Source organism: Catellatospora sp. IY07-71, from assembly GCF_018326265.1.
GTDB lineage: Bacteria > Actinomycetota > Actinomycetes > Mycobacteriales > Micromonosporaceae > Catellatospora.
This window is the reverse complement of record NZ_AP023360.1, coordinates 854,791-876,865: the sequence shown is the minus strand read 5'-3', so window position 1 is coordinate 876,865 and position 22,075 is coordinate 854,791. Positions and strand designations below refer to the sequence as shown.

Genomic DNA, 22,075 nt, shown 5'->3' with positions numbered 1-22,075 from the left:
AATTCGCATCCCACGGGGTTGGAGATCATGGCATTCCCTACCCTGGCGAGCGAGAATGTGGTCATGTCGTTGCCGCCGCTCGTGGAGCCCGCCGAGTCGCTCTCGGTGGACGAGGTCCGCCGCTACAGCCGCCACCTGATCATCCCGGACGTCGGGATGGACGGGCAGAAGCGGCTCAAGAACGCCAAGGTGCTGTGCGTCGGCGCCGGAGGGCTCGGCTCGCCCGCGCTGATGTACCTGGCCGCGGCCGGGGTCGGCACGCTGGGCATCGTCGAGTTCGACACCGTCGACGAGTCGAACCTGCAGCGCCAGATCATTCACGGCCAGTCCGACATCGGGCGGCCGAAGGCCGAGTCGGCCGCGAACAGCATCCGGGAGATCAACCCGCTGGTGAACGTGGTCATCCACGACACCGCGCTGGACCGGGACAACGTCTTCGAGATCTTCGGCCAGTACGACCTGATCGTCGACGGCACGGACAACTTCGCCACCCGTTACCTGGTGAACGACGCCGCCGTGCTGCTCGGCAAGCCGTACGTGTGGGGCTCGATCTACCGGTTCGACGGCCAGGCCAGCGTCTTCTGGGCCGAGCACGGCCCCTGCTACCGGTGCCTCTACCCCGAGCCGCCGCCGCCCGGCATGGTCCCGTCGTGCGCCGAGGGCGGCGTGCTCGGCGTGCTGTGCGCCAGCATCGGCTCGATCCAGGTCAACGAGGCCATCAAGCTGCTGGCCGGCATCGGCGAGCCGCTGGTCGGCAAGCTGATGGTGTACGACGCCCTGGAGATGTCGTACCGCAAGATCAAGGTTCGCAAGGACCCGTCCTGCGTGCTCTGCGGCGAGAACCCGAGCGTCACCGAGCTGCTGGAGGACTACGAGGACTTCTGCGGCGCGGTCTCGGTCGAGGCGCAGGAGGCGGTGGTCGACGCGACCATCACCGCCAAGGAGCTGAAGGACTGGCAGGACGCCGACAAGGACTTCCTGCTCGTGGACGTGCGCGAGCCCGCCGAGTTCGAGATCGTGCGCATCCCGGGCAGCGTGCTGATCCCGAAGGGCGACATCCTGTCCGGCGAGGCGCTGTCGAAGCTGCCGCAGGACAAGCAGATCGTGCTGCACTGCAAGTCGGGCGTGCGCTCGGCCGAGGCGCTCGCCGCGCTGAAGGCGGCCGGGTTCAAGGACGCCGTGCACGTGCAGGGCGGCGTGCTTGCCTGGGTGAAGACGGTGGACCCGTCCCTGCCCAGCTACTGATCCAACCCAGCGCAGACGCCGAACGCCGGCCGGGTCCGCCCCGGCCGGCGTTCGGCGTTTCCGCCTCCCGGTCTGGCTGAGTCGGGTGGGCGGGTGGGCAAGATCGCTGTCTCGTGTCGAAAGGTGTGCTCTGGCCCAAGGTTTGGACACGAGACTGCGATCTTGGTGCCCGCCCGGCGCCTGAACACCCGCTGGGCTGGCGCGTTACGAAGATCTCTCGGATTCAGTCATGTGACTTCGACCACTGTCCATATCTGACAGTCTCGGCCCGATTGGCCAAACGTCCCGCTTGCAGGGCGCTGAACGGGTCCGAAAGAAGTTGTTCAGAAACTATTTCAGCCTCCCAGACTGTTGACCTTGGCCAACCTGATGAGGCCGGACGGTAGCGGAACCCGTACCCTCGATGACCGTGGTGGATCTCGACGCGGCTATCGGTTTCGTGGTGAAGAAGGGCGACCCGGTCGATCGCGCGCGCCTGTCGTACCTGCGTACCGGCGCGACGCCCGCCGAGGAGATCCTCGCCGCGGCGGAGTCCGGCCAGGCCGACGGCGGCGGCTGGTTCGCCACCCCCCGCAGCAAGGTGCCCTCCGTGGACATCACCTGCTTCCGGCTCGCCCAGCTCGACGACCTCGGTGCGCTCGCCCGGCCCGGCGTCAAGCGCGCGTTCGACTGGCTCGCCGGGCGGCAGGCGGCCGACGGCAGCTGGCAGGAGGCCAAGGAGCTGGCCGCCGAGGCGCCCGAGTGGGCCCAGCCCGGCGACCCCGAGGCCACGCTGTACCTGACCGCCAACGCGACGTTCTGGCTCACCGTGATGGGCCTCGACGTGCGCTCCGCGCTGCCGTACGGCGACCCCACGCCGATCCCGTACGCCGACGCCGCCACCCGGGGCGCCGAGTTCATCAAGAGCAGCCTCAACGACGACGGCACCTGGCCGTCGTACCTGGTCACCGGCTGGCTCGGCGCGGCCGTGATGTACCGGCAGGACATGTTCTACGAGGCCGCGCGCATGCAGGCGGTGCTCGGCGAGCGGCTGCCGTCCATGGCGCCCGCCGACGCCGCCGCGATGGCCGCCACGATGCGCCGGGTCGGCATGTCCGGCGACGACTGGACCATGATCGCGGCCAAGCGCCGCCTCGCGGAGACCCAGCGCACCGACGGCGGCTGGGACTCCGAGGAGGGCGAGACCTTCGACGTGAACCTCACGCTGAACGTCATCCGCGCCTGCTACGAGGCCACCACGCCCCCCGGCAAGGCCAGCCTCCTCGGCTGACCTCGGCGGGTCGCGGGTCAGGCGCGGGTGTGGCCGTCGCCGGTGATGACGTACTTGGTGCTGGTCAGTTCGGGCAGGCCCATGGGGCCGCGGGCGTGCAGCTTCTGGGTGGAGATGCCGATCTCGGCGCCGAAGCCCAGCTCGCCGCCGTCGACGAAGCGGGTCGACGCGTTCACCAGCACCGCGGCCGCGTCCACCTGCGCGGTGAACCGGTTCGCGGCCTGCAGCGAGCCCGTGATGATCGCCTCGGAGTGCCCGGAGCCGTGGCGGCGGATGTGCGCGACCGCCTCGTCCAGCGACGGCACCACGCGTGCCGACAGCTCCAGTGCCAGGTACTCGGTGCCCCAGTCCGCCTCGACGGCGGGCACGACGTCGTCGGCGTACGCGGCGACCTCCGGCGAGCCGTGCACCGTCACGCCCTGCTCGCGCAGCGCGGCCAGCGCCCGGGGCAGGAACGCGTCCGCGACCGCCGCGTGCACCAGCAGCGACTCGGCCGCGTTGCACACCGACGGCCGCTGCACCTTCGCGTTCAGTAGGATGGTCAGCGCCATGTCCAGGTCGGCGGTCTCGTCGACGTAGAGGTGGCAGTTGCCGACGCCGGTCTCGATCACCGGCACCGACGACTCCTCGACCACGGTGCGGATCAGCGACGCGCCGCCACGCGGGATCAGCACGTCGACCAGTCCGCGGGCGCGCATCAGCTCCTTGACCGTGTCCCGGGTGGCCGAGTCGACCAGCTGCACCGCGTCGGCGGGCAGGCCGGACGCGGCCAGCGCGTCGCGCAGCACCGTCACGATCGCCGCGTTGGACCGGGCCGCCGAACCCGAGCCGCGCAACAGCACCGCGTTGCCCGACTTCAGGGTCAGCCCGGCGGCGTCGGCGGTCACGTTGGGCCGGGCCTCGTAGATGATGCCGACCACGCCGAACGGGACGCGCAGCTGGCGCACCTGCAGCCCGTTGGGCAGCGTGCCGCCGCGGACCACCTCGCCCACCGGGTCGGGCAGCCCCGCGATCTGGCGCAGCCCGTCGGCCATCCCCGCCAGCCGGGCCGGGTTCAGCGCGAGCCGGTCCACGGTGGACTCAGGCGTCCCCTGCTCCCGGGCCGCCGCCACATCCAGGGCGTTGGCCTCCAGGATCTCGGGGGTACGCGCGGCGAGCGCGTCGGCCATCGCCAGCAGCCCGGCGTCCTTGGCCTTCCGGGAAGCCGTGGCCAGCACCGTCGCCGCCTCGCGCGCCCGCGTCGCCTGCTCGATGACGCTCATGTCTCAACCTCTCCGAGGGTTAGGAAGGTGCCCTTCCTCTACGGAAAACGATAAGAAGGTGCCCTTCCTTACAGCAGCACGAGGTCGTCGCGGTGGATGACCTCGCGCTCGTAGGCGGGGCCCAAGGTTGCGGCCAGCTCGATCGTGGAGCGGCCGAGCAGGGTGGGCAGTTCCAGGGCGTCGTAGTTGACCAGGCCGCGGGCCACCGCGCGGCCCGCGACGTCGACCAGGTCCACCGGGTCGCCGGCGGTGAAGGCGCCGTCGACGCGGGTGATGCCGGCCGGGAGCAGGGAGGCGCGGCGGCCCACCACGGCGGCCACGGCGCCCTCGTCGAGGTGCAGGCGGCCGCGCGCCGTGGTGGCGTGGGCGAGCCAGTGCAGGCGGGCGGTCGCGCGTACCCCCGCCGCATGGAACAGCGTGCCGACGTCGTCGCCGGACAGGGCGGCCGCCGCAAGGGGGGCGGCGGTCAGCACCACCGGGATGCCCGCGTCGGACGCGATCCGGGCCGCCTCGACCTTGGTGACCATGCCGCCGGTGCCGACTCCTGCGCTGCCCGCCCCGCTCACCGACACGCTCGCGAGCTGCGCGAAGTCGGTCACCTCGGTGACCCGGCGCGAGTCCGGCTGGGACGGGTGCCCGGTGTAGAGGGCGTCCACGTCCGACAGCAGCACCAGCAGGTCCGCCTGGACCAGCGCGGCGACCAGCGCCGCCAGCCGGTCGTTGTCGCCGAACCGGATCTCCTCGGTGGCGACGGTGTCGTTCTCGTTGATGATCGGCACGGCCCGCATGTCCAGCAGCTTGCGCAGCGTCCGGTACGCGTTGCGGTAGTGCTTGCGCCGGGTCACGTCGTCCACGGTCAGCAGCACCTGCCCGACCGTGCGGCCGTGCCGGCTGAACTCCTCGGTGTACGCGTGCATCAGCCGCCCCTGGCCCACGCTGGCCGCCGCCTGCTGCGTGGCCAGATCACGCGGCCGCTTCGACAACCCCAGCGGAGCCAGCCCCGCCGCGATCGCCCCGGACGACACCAGCACGACCTCCCGCTGCCCGTCCCGCTCACCCACGGCACACAGCGCCCCCACGAGCGCCGCCAGCCGCTCCGGATCCAACCCCCCGGCAGCGGTCGTCAACGACGACGACCCCACCTTCACCACCACCCGCCGAGCCCGGGTGACTACCGCACGCATCCGCCCATTCTGCCCGCCCCCACCCCCGCCGCCCCCGCGCCATCCCACCCTTCAGGCGGTTGATCATGAACTTGTGGACGTGTTCGACGGCGTGTCCCCACCCTGGCGCCGTGGTCAACTAGCGTGGCCGCATGACGCCGGAGGAGTACACCGAAGCGGTGCTGCGGATGGTCGAGCGGATCCCATCCGGGCGGGTGATGACCTACGGGGCGATCGCGGACGCCTTGGCGGACGAGTCCGGGCGCAACTCGGCCCGCCGGGTCGGCACGATCATGGCGCGCCACGGCGGCGGTGTCCCCTGGCATCGCGTCGTCGGCGCGGGCGGCCGCCTGCCTCCCGGCCACGAGAACGAGGCCCGCCGCCGCCTCACCGCCGAGGGCGTCCCCTTCCGCGGCGACCGCGTCGCCCCCTCCGCCATCAACTGACCCCGCCGCCCGCCGGCCTCCCGCCGTCTGGCGGTGATCACGGTGTCAGGGTCGGGACACGCCGTCGAACACGTCCACAAGTTCATGATCAACGCGGTTCAAGGGGTGGGCAGGAGGCGGGAGGTGCCGCCGCGGCGGGGGTCGCCGGCGGCGCCGGCGGTGCCGATGGCGGAGACGCCGCCGAAGTAGTGGCTGCGGGTGGGCCAGCGGTTGACCGCGTATCCCGCCTCGGTGAGGGCCATCTCGTCGGGGAGGGGGTAGTGGGGTTCGACGTGGACGACGTCGTCCACCGGGTGGAGGCGGGGGGCGCATACGGCGTCCGAGGTGGGCAGGTCGTCGATGAGGATGCCGACCAGGGTGGTGAGGAGGGCGGAGCGGATGCGGGAGGCGCCCGCGGAGCCGACCGCCAGGTGCAGTGCGCCGGTGGGGTCCAGCACCACCAGGGGGCACATCATCGAGGCGAGGCGCTCGCCGGGGGGCAGGTCGCCGGAGTAGAGCTCGCCCTCGCCGAGCATGGAGTTGAGGTGTACGCCCAGGCCGGGCAGCCACACCCCGGAGCCGAGGCCGAGCGTGGTGGTGATGACGCAGGCGTTGCCGGCCGGGTCGACGGCGGTGACGTTGGTGGTGTCGCCGAGCCGGTCGTCGGGGCCGCGCACGTCGAGGGCGTTGGCGAGCACCACGGCGCGTTCGGGGTGGGAGAGTCCGGGCAGCTCGGGGGGCAGGCCGCGGAGGGTCTCCACGGTGCGGTTGAGGTCGGCGCGGCCGAGCACGGTACGCCCGGCGAGCGGGGCGGTGGTGACCTCGCGTTCGGCGACGCGGTACGCGGACAGGTCGAGCGGGCCGAGCGCGCCGCCGTCGGCCCGCACCGACTCCACGATCGACGCGCCGATCTTGCCGGTGTAGCAGGTGCCGGGGCCCTCCTCGGCGATGATCGCGAGCGCGTCGGCGAGCCCGGGATGGTGCAGCCGGTCGCCGCCGCGCAGCAGCCGGCCGCCGGGGGCGTACGCGGGCCCGCCGTCGCCGGGCAGCATGGCCTCGACGAGCGCGGGCAGCGTGACGGCGTGCGCCTGCGGCATGGCGGTGCCGGTGCGGGCCAGCTCGACGGCGGGCGCGACGACCTCGGCCCAGGGCAGCCTGCCCCAGCGGGCGTGAATCTCGCCACACCCGGCCGGCACCCCGGGCACCGCCACGGAGGCCCCGCCGATCTCGTACGGCAGCGGGACGTCGCCGAACCGCACCGCGATCGGGGTCATCGGCTCCGCCTTGCGATCACCGTCCAGCCCCGGTGCCGCGACGAAGAAGTCGAGGCAGGTCACGCGTCCTGTCGAAGCTTCGAAGTAGGTGGCGTAGCCGCCACCGCCCAGGCCGGTGAAGATGGTCTCCGCGACGCAGGCGGCGAGCACCGCCGCGACCCCCGCGTCGGCGGCCGTTCCGCCCGATTCCAGTACCCGAAGGCCTACTTCGGCGGTGGCCGGATGGCCTGCTGCCACACCGGCAGGTACCCGCATTCAACTGCCTCCCGTACCATCCGCGCTCATGACATCCAGTGTGGAGGTGATGGAGGCCCCGGACGAAGCGCTTCCCACTCGCGTGCGGGTCGGATATTCGCTCGGCTCCCTGGTCACCGGTGCGTTCGGCACCGTGCCGGGGCTGTTGCTGCTGCCGTACCTGACCGACACCCTGGGCGTCGCCGCGGGCCTGGCGGGCCTGCTGGTGCTGCTGCCCAAGGCCTGGGACGTCATGCTCAACCCGCTGGCGGGCCGGATCTCGGACCGGACCCAGACCCGCTGGGGCGCCCGCCGGCCGTACCTGCTGTTCGCCGGTCTGGCCATGGCCACCCTGTTCGCGGGCCTGTTCGCGGCTCCGTTCGGGATCAACGACGCAGCCGGCCTCTACGTCGCGGTGATGTTCCTGCTCACGGCCACCGCATTCGCGTTCTTCCAGGTGCCGTACGTGGCCATGCCCGCCGAGATGACCTCCTCCCCGTCCGAGCGGACCCGGCTGATGACCTGGCGGGTGGCGCTGCTGGCCACCTCGATCCTGGTCTCCGGCGCGATGGCGCCGATCATCCGGGACGCGGCCGGCGGCGGCATCCCCGGTTACCGCTGGATGGCGGTGTTCGTCGCCGCGATCATGGTGGCGGGCACCCTGATCGTCTTCGTGAGCACCCGCTCCGCCCCGACCGGCACCATCACCGCCAGCGAGCCGTCGCTGCGCGCCCAGCTGAAGGTGGTCGGCGCGAACCGGCCGTTCCGGGTGCTGGTGGCCTGCTTCGTGGTGCAGGCGACCGGAGTGGCCTGCATGCTCGGCGGTGTCGAGTACTTCGCCAAGCACGTGCTGGGTGACGCGAGCACCACCACGGCGCTGTTCGCGGTCGTGGTCAGCCCGGCCCTGTTCGTGATGCCGGTGTGGCGCCGGGTCGGCGAGCGGCTGGGCAAGCTGAAGGGCTACGTGATCGCCTCGATTACGCTCACCGTGGCGACGTTCGCGCTGGCCGCCGCGCCGGTGCTGCCCCACTTCGCGGTGTACGCGATCATCGCGGTGATCGGCTTCGGCTACGCCGGGCAGCAGCTGTTCGGCCTGGCCATGCTGCCCGACTGCATCGCCTACGACACCGCGCGCACCGGTAAGCGCCAGGCGGGCGTGTTCACCGGCGTGTGGACCGCGGGCGAGGCGCTGGGCCTCGCGCTCGGCCCGTTCATCTTCGGCATCGTGCTCCAGCTGTTCGGCTACATCTCCACCACGGCGGGGGAGACGGTGGCGCAGAGCGATCTGGCGAAGACGGGAGTGCTGCTCGGCTTCACCGTGGTGCCGGGCCTTATCGTGGGCATCGCACTGGTGCTGCTGCGGGGGTACGACCTCGGCGGGGACCCGGCGAGCACGGAGTCCGCACCGCTGCCGGAGCCCGCGCCCGCGCGCTGACCAGCACCGCGTGCGCGTATCAGGCCTGTTGGGGAGGGTGCACGCCGGATGTTCGCGCAACGAGTTCAGCAGTTCCACCAGCTCGTCCTGGGCCGGGACGCGACCACGGCCCTGGCCGCGGTGGCGCCGCTGGTGCAGGCGGCCCGGCAGGCGGCACCGCACGAGCTGACCCCGGCCGTGGCGCACCTGGCGCCCGCGATCGGCGCGGCGCCGGTGCCGTTCGTCGCGGCCACCGCGGCGACCGCCGCCGGTGCGCTGGTGGAGCTGGGCGGGCAGCCCGGCCCGCTGACCCGCGTCGTGCTGGAGCGCCTGAGCAGCGCGCTGACCGGCACCCACGCGTTCATCGACGTATGGCTCGCGGCGGCCGGGGGCCGCCCGCTGCCGGAGCGCAACCAGCTGGACATGGCCGCCGCCACCGCGGTGCTGACCGGCGCGGTCGGCATCGAGCGGGCCACGCCCCTGCTGGCGGCCTGGCGCGACGCCCCGCACTGGGCGCTGGCGGCGGTGGCCTGCCTGCACCACCCCGAGGCGCGGGCACAGCTCGGCGACCGGGCCGCGTGGACCGCCCAGGTGGACCCGCTGCACTCGGCCGCACCCGCCTTCCTGCGGCTGATCCTGGCGCTGCGCATCGTCGACGAGCACCTGCTGGTGCTGCACCGCCCCACCGGGCGCGGCGCGATGGTGTACGTCAGCGGAGTGGCCGACAACTTCCAGCTGCAGACACTGCTGGCCGACGTGCTGGTGGGCGCGGGCCTGGTGCCCGGCGACCGGCCGGACCAGCGCTGGGTGGCCGCGTTCCGGCACGGGCCGGACGGCACCGAGCTGGAGCATGTGGACGACTACTTCCACCTGACCGACGCCACCGGCGCGACCATGCGCAACGAGGCCGGTCCGGCCGACATCGCGGTGGTGAGCGGCTCGCGGGTGCTGGTGCTGGACGAGGCGCGGTACAGCCGGCACTGGCGGCCGGGGCGGCGGTTCCCGATCCCCGCGCAGGTCCGGGTGGACCGGATCCTGACGCAGCAGGAGGTCGACGCCTGGATGGGCTACATTCCACCGCCCTCGGCGGACTAGGCTGGCTCGCATGGCCCTGCCGTCGGCGCTCCCGGACCCGATCAAGTTCGTGCTGAACTGGGGTCGGCGCTACTCGCTGTGGGTGTTCAACTTCGGGCTGGCCTGCTGCGCGATCGAGTTCATCGCCAGCAGCATGGGCCGGCACGACTTCATGCGGCTGGGCGTCATCCCGTTCGCGCACGGGCCGCGCCAGGCCGACCTGATGGTGGTGTCCGGCACGGTCACCGACAAGATGGCCCCGGCGGTCAAGCGCCTCTACGACCAGATGCCCGAGCCGAAGTACGTCATCTCGTTCGGCGCGTGCAGCAACTGCGGCGGGCCGTACTGGGACTCCTACTCGGTGACCAAGGGCGTGGACCAGATCATCCCGGTGGACGTGTACGTGCCCGGCTGCCCGCCCCGCCCCGAGGCGCTGCTGCACGGCATCCTGCGCCTGCAGGAGAAGATCGCGGCGGAGAAGTCCGGCTTCGGCGGCGTGCACCGCCCGGACGCGGCGGCGCTGTCGGCCCCGGTGGTGAACAAGCCGGCCTGAGTCCGGTTTCCGCAGCGTGCGGTTGCGGAGGCGGGTTAGCGTCCACCCATGACGCGCTCCGAGCAGATCCTGGACGTGCTGGTCACCGAGTTCGGGCCGCTGATGACGGCCGAGCCGGCCGCGTTCCGGCGCAAGTTCCGCAAGATGGCCTCCAGCGCGTTCGCGTTCTACCGCGGCAGCGCGGCGCTGTTCTACGCGGACATGACCGGGCAGTACGCCGACGGCGCGTTCCTCACCGAGGCGACCAGCCGGGTGTGGATCCACGGCGACCTGCACGCGGAGAACTTCGGCACCTACATGAACGCCGACGGGGTGCTGGTCTTCAACGTCAACGACTTCGACGAGGCGTACGTCGGCCCGTTCCTGTGGGACCTGCGGCGGCTGTGCGCCAGCATCGCGCTGCTCGGCTACGGCAAGGCGCTGTCCGACCACATGATCGGCCACCTGGTGCGCAGCTTCGCGGGGGCGTACCTGGCCGAGCTGCGAGCCATCGCGCAGGGCGGCGACGACGCGATCGGCTCGCTGACCCTGTCCACCACCACCGGGCCGCTGCACCGGGTGCTCCAGCAGGCGCGGCTCAACACGCGGGTGGAGCTGCTGGACGGGCTCACCGTGATCGACGGGTACGAGCGGCGCTTCGCCGAGCGCGACGGGGTGTACCGCATCGACGCGGCCACCCGCGCCACCGTCGAGGAGGCGTTCCGGGGCTACCTGGGCACGCTCAACCCGCACCACGCGCACGCCGGTCACCGCGGCATCGAGCGCACGATCAAGGACGTGGTGCTGCGCAAGGGGGTGGGCATCGGCTCGGCGGGCCTGCCGTCGTACAGCCTGCTGCTGGAGGGCCACACCCAGGCGCTGGAGAACGACGTGGTGGTCTACATGAAGCAGGCGCAGACCCCGGCGGTCTCCCGCTACATCGACGACGCCCGGGTGCGCGGCTACTTCCTGCACCAGGGGCACCGGACCGCCGAATCGCAGCGGGCGCTGCAGGCCGCGGCGGACGCCTGGCTGGGCTACACCGAGCTGGACGGGGTCGGCCAGCTCGTCGCCGAGGTGTCGCCCTACGCCGCGGACCTGGACTGGGCCGACGTGAACGAGCCGGACGAGCTGGTCAGCGTGGTGCGGGAGCTGGGCCGGGCGGTGGCCCGCATGCACTCGGTCGCCGACGACGAGTCCAGCCACGACCTGGTCGACTTCTCCACCGAGGAGGCGATCGTCGCCGAGCTGGACCGTGACGAGCAGGGCTTCACCGGCGGCCTGGTGGAGTTCGCGCACGCGTACGGCGCCCAGGCCCGCGCCGACCACCAGCTCTTCGTGGACCTGTTCCGCAACGGCGCGATCCCCGGCGTGTGAGCGCTCAGGCGCTCGGGCTCGCGCTCGGGGTCGCCGACGGTGGCGGGCCGCAGCGCATGTCGCCCATGGTGTGGTTGGCGAACGCGCCGCTGCCCCGGGCCCGGGTCCAGTACGGATACTGCTGCCGCTTGCCCACCGGGATCTCCGAGAGCACGGCCAGGTCGCCGACCACGTAGATGACCCGGACGCCCAGGTTCTCCGGATCGGCGGGCCAGCGCACCGTGGTGGTCACCGACCGGTCGCCGGGCGTCAGCTGGAACGTCTCGTGCTCGACGAGGTCCTGGGTGCCGTCGGCCTGGCACGCGTACGACGCCCAGAAGATCTTGACCTTCCTGCCCGCGCAGAACGTCGACGCGTCGGTCAGCCCCATGGTGACCTCGTGGTCCCCGGCCGCGCCCGCGCCCTCGACATACGCCTCCGGCTTCGCCCGGCAGGTGGGCTTGGGCCCGGCGCCGGCACCGTCGATCTCCTCGGCGGTCGGCGTGGGCGCGGGCTGCGGCAGCTCACTGGGCGACGCGCTCGGGCTGGGACCGGGCACCGCCGGGGGCGTGCTGCGATTGGCCCACGGGACCGCCACGGCGAGCGCCGCGAACGCCGCGATCACCGCGACGGCCCCGGCCCGGCGGCGGATCCGGCGTCGGCGCACGGTGCCCAGCACCGCGTCCACGCCCGCCGGGACGAAGGCGCCCTTGAGGCTGCTGCGGGCGTCGCCGAAGGCGTCCCGGACGGGGTCGAGCTCAGACACGGTCGACCTCCTCCTCCTCCGCCGCCGGTAGCGCCTCGCTGAGCCGGGACGCCAGCGTATGCCGCGCGCGGTGCAGCCACGACTTGACCGTGCCCTCGGCGGCCCCGGTGAGCGCCGCGATCTCGGCGATCGGCAGGTCCTCGAGGTAGTGCAGGATGACCGCCTGCCGCTGCCGGGCGGGCAGGGTCGCCAGCGCGGTCGCGATGGCGATGCGGTCGGGATTGGGGCCCGGCGTCGATTCAACCAGCCGGTCGCGGGTGATCAGCTCGATCCCCCGGCGCACCCGCCGCCACCGGCTGGTGGCCAGGTTCCACGCCACGCGGCGCACCCAGGCCACCGGATCATCGTGCTCGGCGACGCTGCTCCACCGGTCGTAGGCCCGGCACATGGCCTCCTGCACCACGTCCTGCGCCTCCGCGGCGCTCCCGGTGTGCAGGAACAGCTGCGTGGCCAGCGGGTGGAACGCGGCCGCGTAGAACTCCGCGAAATCGCGGTGTCCGGCCACGGGCGTCTCCGAAGGGTCCAGAGGGGATGAGACCGCAGCATAACGAAACCCGGCGGAGCCGTTGGCCCGCGCAGCACAGCCCGCACGGTCACGGGCGGTCCGCCGCCGTCCGCCGCGGCCGGACAGGGGCGTGGCGGGCACTCGCGGGCATAGGATGCCGGGCATGACGCCGGAGGAGATCGGGGCGCGCCTGAGCGAGCTGGTGGCGGGCGCCCAGGCGGGAGTGTCCGGCGGTGGGGCGTACGCCCGCGCCACCGTGGACGTGCCCGCCGAGCAGTGGGTCGCGGCGTTGACCGCCGCGCGGGACGGGCTGTCCTGCGACTTCTTCGACTGGCTGTCCGCCGTGGACGAGCTGGACGCCGGCTACGACGTGGTGGCGCACGTGTGGTCCACCACCGAGCGGCACGGCGTGCTGCTGCGCACCCGGGTGCCTGCCGAGGGCGCGTCGCTGCCGTCGGCCGTGGCGGTCTACCCCGGCGCGGCCTGGCACGAGCGGGAGACGTACGAGATGTTCGGCATCGGCTTCCCCGGCCCGCTGGAGCCGTTGCTGCTGCCGCCGGAGTTCGAGGGCCACCCGCTGCGCAAGAGCTTCGTGCTGGCCAGCCGGGTCGCCAAGCCGTGGCCCGGGGCCAAGGAGCCGGGCGAGTCGGAGACCGGCTCGAAGCGCCAGGCGATCCGCCCGCCGGGCGTGCCCGCGCCGGGGGAGTGGGGGCCGCAGTCATGAGCGAGCGCAGCGAGCGAATCTTGGCGGCCGGTGGCCATGGCGTCGCGCAGCGGAGCGGAGCGGCGGCATGACCTGGGAGATCGTTCTCAGAGTGGCGCTGGTGGCGGTGGCGTTCCTGACGCTGCCGCTGCTGGTCGGGCAGACCGAGCACAAGGTGATGGCGCACATGCAGTCCCGGCTCGGGCCCATGTACGCGGGCGCGTTCCACGGCTGGGCGCAGCTCATCGCGGACGGGGTGAAGTTCGCGCAGAAGGAGGACATCACCCCGCGCGACGCCGACGGGCCGGTGTTCCGGCTGGCCCCGGCGGTGGCGCTGCTGCCGTACCTGCTGGTGCTGCTGGTCATCCCGCTCGGGCCGGGCGACCTGGTCGGGCAGCAGCTCGACGTCGGCCTGTTCTTCGTGCTCGCCGTGGTCGGCATCGGCGTGATCGCGGTGCTGATGGCCGCCTGGTCCTCGGCGAACAAGTACTCGCTGCTCGGCGGCCTGCGGGCAGCGGCGCAGCTGCTCGGGTACGAGCTGCCGTTCGTGCTCGCCGCGGCCAGCGTGGCGATGGCCGCCGGCACGCTGAGCCTGCCCGGCATCGTGGCCGCCTGGCAGCCGTGGTGGCTGCTGTGGCAGCTGCCCGCGATGGTGGTCTTCTTCGTCGCCGGGCTGGCCGAGATCCGGCGGCCCCCGTTCGACATGCCGATCGCCGACTCGGAGCTGGTCTTCGGCTACATGACCGAGTACACCGGCCTGCGCTTCGCGTTCTTCCTGCTCGCCGAGTACGTCGGCATCGTGGTGATCTCCGCGCTGACCGCGGCGCTGTTCCTCGGCGGCTGGCACGGCCCGTGGGCGGACAGCGTGGGCTGGCTGTGGATGCTGCTCAAGACCGGCCTGGTGGCGTTCGTGGTGATCTGGCTCCGGGTGTCCTGGCCCCGGCTGCGCGAGGACCAGCTGCAGCGGCTGTGCTGGCTGGTCCTGGTGCCGCTGGCGCTGTTCCAGCTGATCCTCACCGCCGGTGTGCGGGTGGCGCTGGCCTGAGACGCGGACCGGGCCCGTCCCCGCCGTGCGGCAGGGACGGGCCCGGTTCATCGTCATTCCCGGCAGGTCACCGTGCCGGGCGGCGCGTGCCCGCGGTGAGCGTGCGCACCGCGGTCGTCACGGCCGCGGTCACCTCGGCCCGCAGGTCACCGGACAGGCTCGGCCCGCCCGCCGGGGACAGCAGCGTGGGCGTGCGCGGGAAGCAGTTCACGCCGGGCTTGACGGTGATGTACGCGATCCCGTCGGCCGGCACGGTCAGCGCTCCACCGACCCGCTGGGCACGGTCCCACGCGTCCGACGGGCGGGCGCCGACGCGATACCAGCAGTCGGTCGCACCGGCGAAGTGCAGGTACACCGGGCCGGCGGGCAGGCCCCACAGGGTCCAGTCCTGGCGCGAATCCGACATCGCGACCTCGTCACCGGTGATCGCGCTGTGCGCGGTGATCACGGCCCACTCGTCGGGGCCGCCGACGACGATCCGCGAGCCCCAGACCCGCAGCGTCTGGTCGAACCGGGTGGTCTGGCCCGCGGTCACCTTGACACCTGCCGCGGTGGTGCGGTCGCTCGCCCCACCGGACCAGGTCAAAGCCGTTTGGTGGAGCTTGTCGCTGATCTCCAGCTCCCACTCGTACGGCCCCAGGCCGGTGATCGAGTAATCCGCGCCGGGCTCGGCGCACGCCCCGTCGCCGGTGAGGAACTTCGGCGCGTAGCGCACACAGCGCGCGCCCTCGGTTGGCAGAGGGCTGTCGATCCGGCCGTGGATGCCGCCGGACCCGTCCACGGTGATGGTGGGCAGCGCACTGCCCTTGCCCTGGCGGAAGTCGAGGACGGCGGCCTGGGCCCGGCGGCCGGTGCCACCGGTCGCGCCCAGCCACTGCCGGCCGAAGCGGCTCGTGTCGTGGGGCTCCACGAACGCCTGGAAGCGGCCCGGCTCCACGGTGGTGCCGAACGACTCCCGCACCTCGCCGCCGGCCCCGTCGTGGTTGCAGAAGTGCTTCGCGTCGGGGGCCCACTGCGCGGTGCCGAACACCGCCACCAGCCGCACGCAGACGGCCGGCAGCGTGCCGTCGGCGGCGCGGGCGACCCGGGCCTCGGCGTGGGTCAGCGGGCCCAGCTTGAGGGTCATCGGGGTGACGCCGTCGGGACGCACCACGACGTTCTCGCCCAGGCCCGAGTGGACGGGCCAGGCGTCGGCGGTGACGCTGCGCGTGCCGGGCAGCAGCCCGTCGAACCGGTGCACGCCGGAGGGATCGCACTTGCGGGTGCCGTCGGTCCACACGCACGCCGCCACCAGCGCGCCGGAGACCGCGTCGACGGTGCGGACCTCCAGCACGCCGGTGCGGCCGTGCAGCCGGTTGTCCACGGTGACGGTCGCGCCCGGGGCCACCGGGTACACGTCGGCCTCGGCCAGGGTCACCTTGCCGGCGGCGTACTGCAGCGGGCCGCCGGTGACGTACTGCGCCGTGACCTCCCCGGGACGGACGTTCGGGATCCGGTAGCGGCCGTCGGGTCCGCTCACGACGGTGTGCAGCGCCCCGCCGGTGCTCTGCCGGAGCTGGACCTGGCCCATCGCGGGCAGGCCGGCGGCATCCGTCAGCGTGCCGACGACGGTCCCCGGCGCAGGGCGCAGCACGAAGTCGACCGTCCAGCCGCCCGGACGCTCCGGCACCGCCCACAGGCGGTACGCCGACTGGGGGTGCGGCTTGTCGCCGGTCCAGACGTCGGCGAAGCCCGGTGCGCGAGCCACCAGGAAGTGCTGACCCACGTAGTCGTAGGGGACCCGCGGGAAGGCGTAACGGCCCGCGGCGTCGGCCTCGACGGACCACACGTCGCCGTATCCGAGCAGCCACAGCGTGACCCGGGCGGCGGGCACCGGCTCGCCCGCGGCATCACGGACGGTGCCGGACAGCTCCACGAGCTCCGGTGCGTCGTCGACGAGGGTCAGGTCCGCGGTCGTGGTGGCCCCGGCGGTCACCGCGTAGGGTCCGGCGTCCAGCGCCGGGGTGCTGAAGGTGGACGTGACGCGGTAGCCGCCCGGGGCCGTGTTCGGCAGCTCCCACGTGCCGTCGAGCCCGGTGCGCACGCGGGCGACCGCCGGGGTGCCGTCGGCGTTCGCGCGGATCTCCAGCGTCACCAGGCTCGCCGGGTCGCCGGACGGGTAGCGCAGGGTGCCCCGCAGCACGCCCGCCTCGCGGCTCAGCGCGAAGTCGCGTACGACGGTGGCACCCGGCACCAGGCCGGCGATGCCGGAGCCGAAGCGGTGCCGGTAGCCCAGGCCCCACCCGTCGGCGTAGCCCTCCGCGTGGGCGCGGGTGCGCACGTTGAGGTTGGTCACCAGCCGCGCGTCGAGCGCGTACCGGCCGTCGGCGCCCGCGCACACGCTCGTGATCGTGCCGAGGAAGGTGGTGTTCTCCAGGTCGACGCAGGCGCCGGCGAGACCGGCACCGGTGGCCGCGTCGGTGATGCGCCCCTCCAGCAGCGCGGGCGGCTGCTCGGCCACGGCGGCGGCCGGTGCGTAGGCGAGTGAGGTGACGAGCAGCGCGGTGAGGCCGGTCGCGGCCATCCGCGACAGGTTGCGAAGGTCCATGGTCATTCCTGTTTGCCGTGGGGTCGAGTCAGGCTGGCGGCGGCCGCGAGTCGGGGTCATGAAAACGGTCACGGCCGGCCAGGCCCCGTCGCGCGGCCCGGTGCGGCCCCGGCCGGCCGGGTCACCGCCGCCGCCGCCGTGGCGACCGCGTCGGCGAGCCGCAGCTGGAGGTCCTGCCGCGTGCCGAGCCCGCGGCCGGCCAACAGCAGCGGCGCGTCCGGCAGGCAGTTGACGCCCGGTCTGATCACGAAGTGGTGCTGCCGTGCCACGCCGATTTGGAGCGCGCCGCCGACCAGCTGTGACCGTGCGCCGGGGTGTCCGGGTCGCGGCTGCACCCGTGCCCAGCAGGAGGTCCAGTCGTCCTGGTAGTGCAGGTAGACCGGGCCGGGGGCGAGGTTGCGGGCGCTGGAGCCGGCGGTGGTCGAGGTGACCGCGCCCGCGTCACCGGTGACGGCGCTGTGGACCGTCGTCCGGCCCGTGCCCGGCGAGCTGCCGTTGACGGTGGTGACGGTAGTGGTGAGCGTGGACTCCGGCCGCGTGAGCCGGATGTCGTAGCGGGTGCTGCCGCCCTCGGTGACCTGCACGGCGAGCGCCGTGGAGCGGTCGGGCGCGCCGCCGGACCAGGTGGTCGCGGCGCCCCAGCCGCTGAACTCCAGCTGCCAGGCGTACGGGCCCAGCCCCGTGATCTGGTACTCGGCGTACTCGTCGAGGCCGAGCGTGCCCTGGTCGATCTCGTGCGGCAGGTAGCTGACCGACCGCCAGCCGGTGAGGCCGTCCTTGACGAACTCGTTGTGCACGAAGCCGTGCAGCGCGCCCACGCCGTCCAGCCTGACCGTGGGCAGCATGGTCCGCGCCGCGTTCCGGAAGGTCAGCACGGCGGCTTTGTCCAGCTCGCCGGTGCCGCCGTTGGGGCCCAGCCACTGCTTGCCGTAGCGGGTCTGGTCGGCGGGGAACACGAACGCCCGGTAACGCCCGAGCGGCATGCTGAACCTGGCGACCTCCTGTGCGGTGCCGGTCGTGTTGTTGCACTGCAGGATCGGACCGGGCTGCGGGGTGCCGTACACCGCGACGAAGCGCAGGCAGACGGCCGGGACGGTGCCGTCGGTGTCGCGTGCCACCCGCAGCTCGCCGTGCGTCTGCGCGCGCACCGGCACGGTCAGCACCGTGACGCCCGTGGCCGCGACCATCACCGACGCGACCGCGGACTGGGTGAACGTGTCGGCGGCCACCGACACCTCGTGCACACCCGGCCACAGCCGCTCCACGGTGTGCACCGGGGCGCCGTCGCACAGGGTGTAGCCACCGGCCCGGACGCAGCCGGCCGAGACCGGCTCGCCGCTGTCGGCGTCGACGGTGCGCACCTCCAGCACCCCCGTCCGGCCGTAGAGCTCCTGGTCCACGGTGAGCTCGGCGCCGGGCGCGACGCTGTACCGGTCGGCTTCGGCCGCGGTGAGCCGGTGGAAGGCGTACTGCGTCGGGCCGCCGGTGCCGAAGCTCAGGGTGAACTCGCCGGGCCGCACGTTGGTGAACCGGTAACGGCCGTCCGGTCCGCTGTGCCCGGTGTGTACGACCGTCGTGCCGTTCATGATGCTGACCGAGGTCAGGATCGGCCGGCCGGCGTCATCGACGATCTTGCCGGCCACCGTGCCGGTCAGCTGCCGCAGCGTGAAGTCGCCGGTGTATCCGTTCTCCGCCTGCGGCAGGCTGGTGAGCAGCGTCGCCGAGGCGGGATGCGGCTTGCCGCCGGACCACTCCTCGGCGAACCCGGGCGCGCGCGCCACCAGGCGCATCACGCTGGGCGTGGAGACCAGCGCGGGGAACCGGTAGGCGCCGTCGCCGTCGGTGGACACGGTGGCGACGTCGCCGTACCCCGTCGTCCACAGCGAGACCCGCGCGCCGGTGACGGGGGTGCCGTCGGAGTCGCGTACGGTGCCGCCCAGCCCGACGGGGTCACGCGGGGGCTGGCTGCTGAGCGCCACGTCGGCGATGGTGGCGGCGCCGTCGGTGACGGTGAAGGGTCCGGTCTGGACGACCGTGCCCACGCTCACCCGGTACCGGCCCGGGGCCAGGTTCGGCAGCGCCCAGGTGCCGTCGGGCGCCGTGTAGACCTGCCCGGCCCGCACCGACACGTTCTCGTCGTGCACCACGGTGACCAGGTTCAGGCCGACCGGGTAGCCCGTCGGGTAGGTGACCCGGCCCTGCAGCGTCCCGGCCTGCCTGCCGAGCTGGAAGTTGCGGGTGGGCACGTTGGCGAAGGAGAGGCTCAGCGGGGGCAGGACGTTGCGGTTGCGCACCGTGCCGGACCACGAGTCGGCGTACCCGGCGGCGTGGGCGCGGGCGAACACGCTGACCGAGTTGCTCATCATCCAGGTGTGCAGCGCATAGCGGCCCTCGGCGTCGGCGCAGACCTCGGCCAGCCGGTGCAGGTAGCTCGCGTGGACGATCTCGACGCAGGCGCCGGGGACCGGCGCTCCGGTGGCGGCATCCGTGACGACGCCCTGTAGGCGGACCGGGGGTGGATCCGCGGCGGCGGCTCCGGTGGGGGCGACCGCGAGCGACGCCACCAGCAGGGTGGCGGCGGCCGTCGCGGCGGCGCGGGACAGTCGGTGGGGCACGGTGGATCTCCAAGCCGAGGAGGTGCCAGGCAGGGGGAGTTTGGTGTGGAAGGCCGGTGACGGCCTGCGACGGCGAGGAGCCCGGCGTCGCGGGCTCCTCGCCGTCCCGTCAGGAAGCGGCCCGGCCGGACCGCTGGGCGGTGCGCGGGCTCAGCGTGTCCACCGCGGCGGCGACCGCCGTGGCGACCTGACCCTGCACGTCCACGGAGAAGCGGAACCGGTCGGCCGGGTTCCACAGCTGCGGGCGGGCCGCGAAGCAGTTGACGCCGGGCTTGATGTCGAGCCCGACCGCCACGGCCACCGGCAGGTTCAGCGCACCGCCGACCCGCTGCGCGCGGTCGGGCGTGGCGGTCGTCCGCTGGCCGTACCAGCAGTCCACGCTGCCGTCGTAGTGCAGGTAGACCCGCCCGGCGGGCAGGCCCGTCAGCATCGAGCTGCCCTGCGTGGTGCCGAGCTCGTCACCGGTGACGGCGCTGTACACGGTCACCCTCGCCGAGGGGTCCGCGACGAGCAGCTTGATGCGCGAGTCGTCGACCTTCAGGGTGTGGTCGAACCGCGTGGTCTGCCCGGCGGTCACCACGACACCGGTCGCCTTGGACCGGTCGGGCGCGCCGCCGGACCACACCGCCGCCGCCTCCCCGTCGCTGACCTCCAGCTCCCAGGCGTACGGCCCGAGCCCGGTGAGCTGGTACTCGCTGCCGGGCGCGGCGCAGCCCAGGTACCCGGTCACGGCCATCGGCGCGTACCGCACGCAGCGCGGCGTCTCGGTCTTGAACACGCTGTCGATGCGGCCGCGGATGGAGCCCGCGCCGTCCAGCTTGATGACGGGAGCCGTGGCGCCCTTGCCAGGACGGAAGTCGAGCACGGCAGCCTCGGCGCGCCGTCCGGTGCCGCCGTCCGCGCCCAGCCATTGACGGCCGTAGCGGGTGGTGTCCTGCGGCTCGACGAGCGCCTGGTAGCGACCGGCGGGCACGGTGGTGATGATGCCGTCGCCGGGCGCGGTGCCGCTGGCGTAGTTGCAGATCTGCTGGACGCTGGCCGGCTGCGGGGTGCCGTACACGGCGACGAGCCGTACGCAGAACCCGGGCGCGGTGCCGTCGGTGTCGCGGGCGACCCGGAACTCGGCGTGCGTCAGCGGCTCCAGGCGCAGGGTCAGCACGGTGACCCCGTCGGGGTTCACCGTCACGGAGTCGGTGGCGTTCGCCGCCACCGGCCACGCCTGGCCGGTCACCGCACGCGGCCCCGGCAGCAGGCCCTCGAACCGCTGGATCCCGCCCGGCACGCACTGCTGGTTGCCCGACATGAGCGCACAGGCCTTCGGGAGCAGCTCACCGGTGACCGCGTCGACGAGCCGCACCTCCAGGGTGCCCGTCGGCCCGAACAGCTGGTTGTCGACGGTCACGGCGGCCCCGGCGGCGACGGTGTACTTGTCGGCCTCGGCTTCGGACAGCTTCCGCGCGGCGAACTGCTTCGGCCCGGTGGTCGTGTAGTTCAGCGTCACCTGGTCCGGCCACACGTTGGGGAAGCGGTACGTCCCGTCGGGCGCGCTGTACTCGCTGTGCAGCGAGCCGTTGCTCTGCCGCAGCTGAACCGTGGTGACCACGGGGTCACCGGTCCCGTCGGTGAGCCTGCCGCTCACCGTCGCCGCGCTCGGGCGGAGCGTGAAGTCGAACAGGTCGGAGGTGCCCAGCTGCTGGAAGGGCGGTGACGACTGCGGGTGGGGGCGGTCGCCGCTCCACGTCGCGGCGCGGCCCGGCGCGGTGACGACGATCCGGTGCTCGTACAGCAGTCCGCTCGCGACCTTCGGGAAGCTGTACCCGCCGGCCGCGTCGGTGTTCACCGACCCGACCTCGCCGTATCCGGGGAACCACAGCGAGACGCGGGCCCCGGCCACCGGCTGGGCACCGGTGTCGCGCACCGTGCCGTGCAGCGTGCGCCAGACCAGCACCGAACCGGGGTAGGTCACGTCCGCGGTGGTGCTCCCGCCGTCGGTCACCGTGAAGGGCCCGGTCGACTCCAGGACGCCACTGCTGACGGCGAGGCGGTACGCCCCCGGCGGCAGGTTCGGCACGCTCCAGGTGCCGTCGGGCGCGGTCCGCGTCGCGGCGATCATCAGCGACCCGGCGGCCTCCGGATACACCCATACGGCGATGAGCCCCACCGGCGTGCCGTCGGGGAAGCGGAGCGTGCCGTGCAGCGTGCCGGACGCCCGGCTGAGCGCGACGTCGCGCACGGTCGTCGTGCCGACCTTGAGCGGCATCGCCACCGACTCGTAGCGGCTCACCTTGGTGAGCCACCGGTCGCCGTAGCCGTCGGCGTACACGTGGGTCCGCACGTTGACCGGCGAGGCGGCCTTGCCCGGGATGGTGTAACGGCCGTCGGCGCCCGCGCAGGCCTTGGCGACGAGGGTCAGGAAGGTGGGGTGCTCCAGCTCCATGCAGGCGCCCGGCACCGGCTGGCCGGTGGCCGCGTCGGTGATGAGGCCGGTCATCAGGGCGGGCGGCTCGGCCGCGCCGACGGCCGCCGGCAGCGCCACCGCCAGGGAGCTCACCAGCGCGGCGGACGCCGCCACCGCACCGAGCCTGGATCTTTTTTCAAGCAGCAG

17 protein-coding genes are annotated in these 22,075 nt (G+C 73.3%); 9 read left to right on the top strand and 8 right to left on the bottom strand.

From position 1 onward, the window contains the following. Nucleotides 1–63: 63 nt before the first annotated feature. Together moeZ and CS0771_RS04010 are read left to right on the top strand one after the other, a co-directional pair. Nucleotides 64–1,245, top strand: a complete 1,182-nt coding sequence (moeZ, locus tag CS0771_RS04015; RefSeq protein ID WP_212839821.1) for an adenylyltransferase/sulfurtransferase MoeZ — start codon at nucleotides 64–66, stop codon at nucleotides 1,243–1,245. Nucleotides 1,246–1,654: 409 nt separating this feature from the next. Continuing rightward, on the top strand, nucleotides 1,655–2,515 hold the full coding sequence (locus tag CS0771_RS04010) for a squalene--hopene cyclase (RefSeq protein ID WP_212839820.1): 861 nt from the start codon (nucleotides 1,655–1,657) through the stop codon (nucleotides 2,513–2,515). Nucleotides 2,516–2,532: 17 nt separating this feature from the next. Here the strand turns inward: CS0771_RS04010 and CS0771_RS04005 are convergent, their stop codons facing one another. Both CS0771_RS04005 and proB read right to left on the bottom strand, forming a co-directional pair. Further along, complete coding sequence (locus CS0771_RS04005; RefSeq protein WP_212839819.1) at nucleotides 2,533–3,777, bottom strand: glutamate-5-semialdehyde dehydrogenase; 1,245 nt, start codon at nucleotides 3,775–3,777, stop codon at nucleotides 2,533–2,535. A 68-nt stretch (nucleotides 3,778–3,845) separates the two neighbouring features. Continuing rightward, nucleotides 3,846–4,961: a glutamate 5-kinase gene (gene proB / locus CS0771_RS04000; RefSeq protein ID WP_212839818.1), complete on the bottom strand. Its 1,116-nt coding sequence runs from the start codon at nucleotides 4,959–4,961 to the stop codon at nucleotides 3,846–3,848. A gap of 131 nt (nucleotides 4,962–5,092) precedes the next feature. Between proB and CS0771_RS03995 the strand changes: the two genes are divergently transcribed. Beyond that, on the top strand, nucleotides 5,093–5,386 hold the full coding sequence (locus tag CS0771_RS03995) for an MGMT family protein (RefSeq protein WP_212839817.1): 294 nt from the start codon (nucleotides 5,093–5,095) through the stop codon (nucleotides 5,384–5,386). Between the two features lie 98 nt (nucleotides 5,387–5,484). On the opposite strand, the gene CS0771_RS03990 is transcribed toward CS0771_RS03995, so the two are convergent. Next, nucleotides 5,485–6,894 carry a gamma-glutamyltransferase gene (locus CS0771_RS03990; RefSeq protein ID WP_212839816.1) on the bottom strand — a complete coding sequence of 470 codons (1,410 nt, stop codon included), beginning with the start codon at nucleotides 6,892–6,894 and terminating at the stop codon, nucleotides 5,485–5,487. Between the two features lie 28 nt (nucleotides 6,895–6,922). Here CS0771_RS03990 and CS0771_RS03985 point away from each other — a divergent pair, with 28 nt between their 5' ends. Genes CS0771_RS03985 through CS0771_RS03970 form a run of 4 tightly spaced genes read left to right on the top strand, consistent with a single transcriptional unit; the run spans nucleotide 6,923 to nucleotide 11,270 of the window. Continuing rightward, nucleotides 6,923–8,308, top strand: a complete 1,386-nt coding sequence (locus CS0771_RS03985; RefSeq protein WP_212839815.1) for an MFS transporter — start codon at nucleotides 6,923–6,925, stop codon at nucleotides 8,306–8,308. A gap of 48 nt (nucleotides 8,309–8,356) precedes the next feature. Next, entirely contained in the window at nucleotides 8,357–9,382 is a 1,026-nt protein-coding gene (locus CS0771_RS03980; RefSeq protein WP_212839814.1) for a hypothetical protein, read from the top strand. 10 nt (nucleotides 9,383–9,392) lie between these two features. Further along, nucleotides 9,393–9,914, top strand: a complete 522-nt coding sequence (locus CS0771_RS03975) for an NADH-quinone oxidoreductase subunit B (protein ID WP_203741817.1) — start codon at nucleotides 9,393–9,395, stop codon at nucleotides 9,912–9,914. Nucleotides 9,915–9,962: 48 nt separating this feature from the next. After that, the gene (locus CS0771_RS03970) at nucleotides 9,963–11,270 is read left to right on the top strand and encodes a DUF2252 domain-containing protein (protein WP_212839813.1); all 1,308 of its coding nucleotides are present in this window, start codon (nucleotides 9,963–9,965) and stop codon (nucleotides 11,268–11,270) included. A gap of 4 nt (nucleotides 11,271–11,274) precedes the next feature. Here the strand turns inward: CS0771_RS03970 and CS0771_RS03965 are convergent, their stop codons facing one another. Together CS0771_RS03965 and CS0771_RS03960 are read right to left on the bottom strand one after the other, a co-directional pair. Further along, nucleotides 11,275–12,015 carry a hypothetical protein gene (locus tag CS0771_RS03965; RefSeq protein WP_212839812.1) on the bottom strand — a complete coding sequence of 247 codons (741 nt, stop codon included), beginning with the start codon at nucleotides 12,013–12,015 and terminating at the stop codon, nucleotides 11,275–11,277. Next, entirely contained in the window at nucleotides 12,008–12,520 is a 513-nt protein-coding gene (locus tag CS0771_RS03960) for a SigE family RNA polymerase sigma factor (RefSeq protein WP_244870586.1), read from the bottom strand. Before CS0771_RS03960 ends, CS0771_RS03965 begins: the two co-directional genes overlap by 8 nt. A gap of 163 nt (nucleotides 12,521–12,683) precedes the next feature. Between CS0771_RS03960 and CS0771_RS03955 the strand changes: the two genes are divergently transcribed. Further along, on the top strand, nucleotides 12,684–13,244 hold the full coding sequence (locus CS0771_RS03955; protein ID WP_212839810.1) for an NADH-quinone oxidoreductase subunit C: 561 nt from the start codon (nucleotides 12,684–12,686) through the stop codon (nucleotides 13,242–13,244). A gap of 67 nt (nucleotides 13,245–13,311) precedes the next feature. Then, on the top strand, nucleotides 13,312–14,268 hold the full coding sequence (locus CS0771_RS03950; RefSeq protein WP_212839809.1) for a complex I subunit 1 family protein: 957 nt from the start codon (nucleotides 13,312–13,314) through the stop codon (nucleotides 14,266–14,268). Nucleotides 14,269–14,335: 67 nt separating this feature from the next. On the opposite strand, the gene CS0771_RS03945 is transcribed toward CS0771_RS03950, so the two are convergent. From CS0771_RS03945 to CS0771_RS03935, 3 genes are all read right to left on the bottom strand, one after another. Then, nucleotides 14,336–16,855 (bottom strand): carboxypeptidase-like regulatory domain-containing protein, encoded by a 2,520-nt coding sequence (locus CS0771_RS03945; protein ID WP_212839808.1) that lies wholly within the window; start codon nucleotides 16,853–16,855, stop codon nucleotides 14,336–14,338. Nucleotides 16,856–16,923: 68 nt separating this feature from the next. Further along, nucleotides 16,924–19,470 (bottom strand): carboxypeptidase-like regulatory domain-containing protein, encoded by a 2,547-nt coding sequence (locus tag CS0771_RS03940; RefSeq protein ID WP_212839807.1) that lies wholly within the window; start codon nucleotides 19,468–19,470, stop codon nucleotides 16,924–16,926. Nucleotides 19,471–19,579: 109 nt separating this feature from the next. Then, nucleotides 19,580–22,042, bottom strand: coding sequence for a carboxypeptidase-like regulatory domain-containing protein (locus CS0771_RS03935; protein WP_212839806.1), 2,463 nt, complete (start codon nucleotides 22,040–22,042; stop codon nucleotides 19,580–19,582). Nucleotides 22,043–22,075 lie beyond the last annotated feature (33 nt).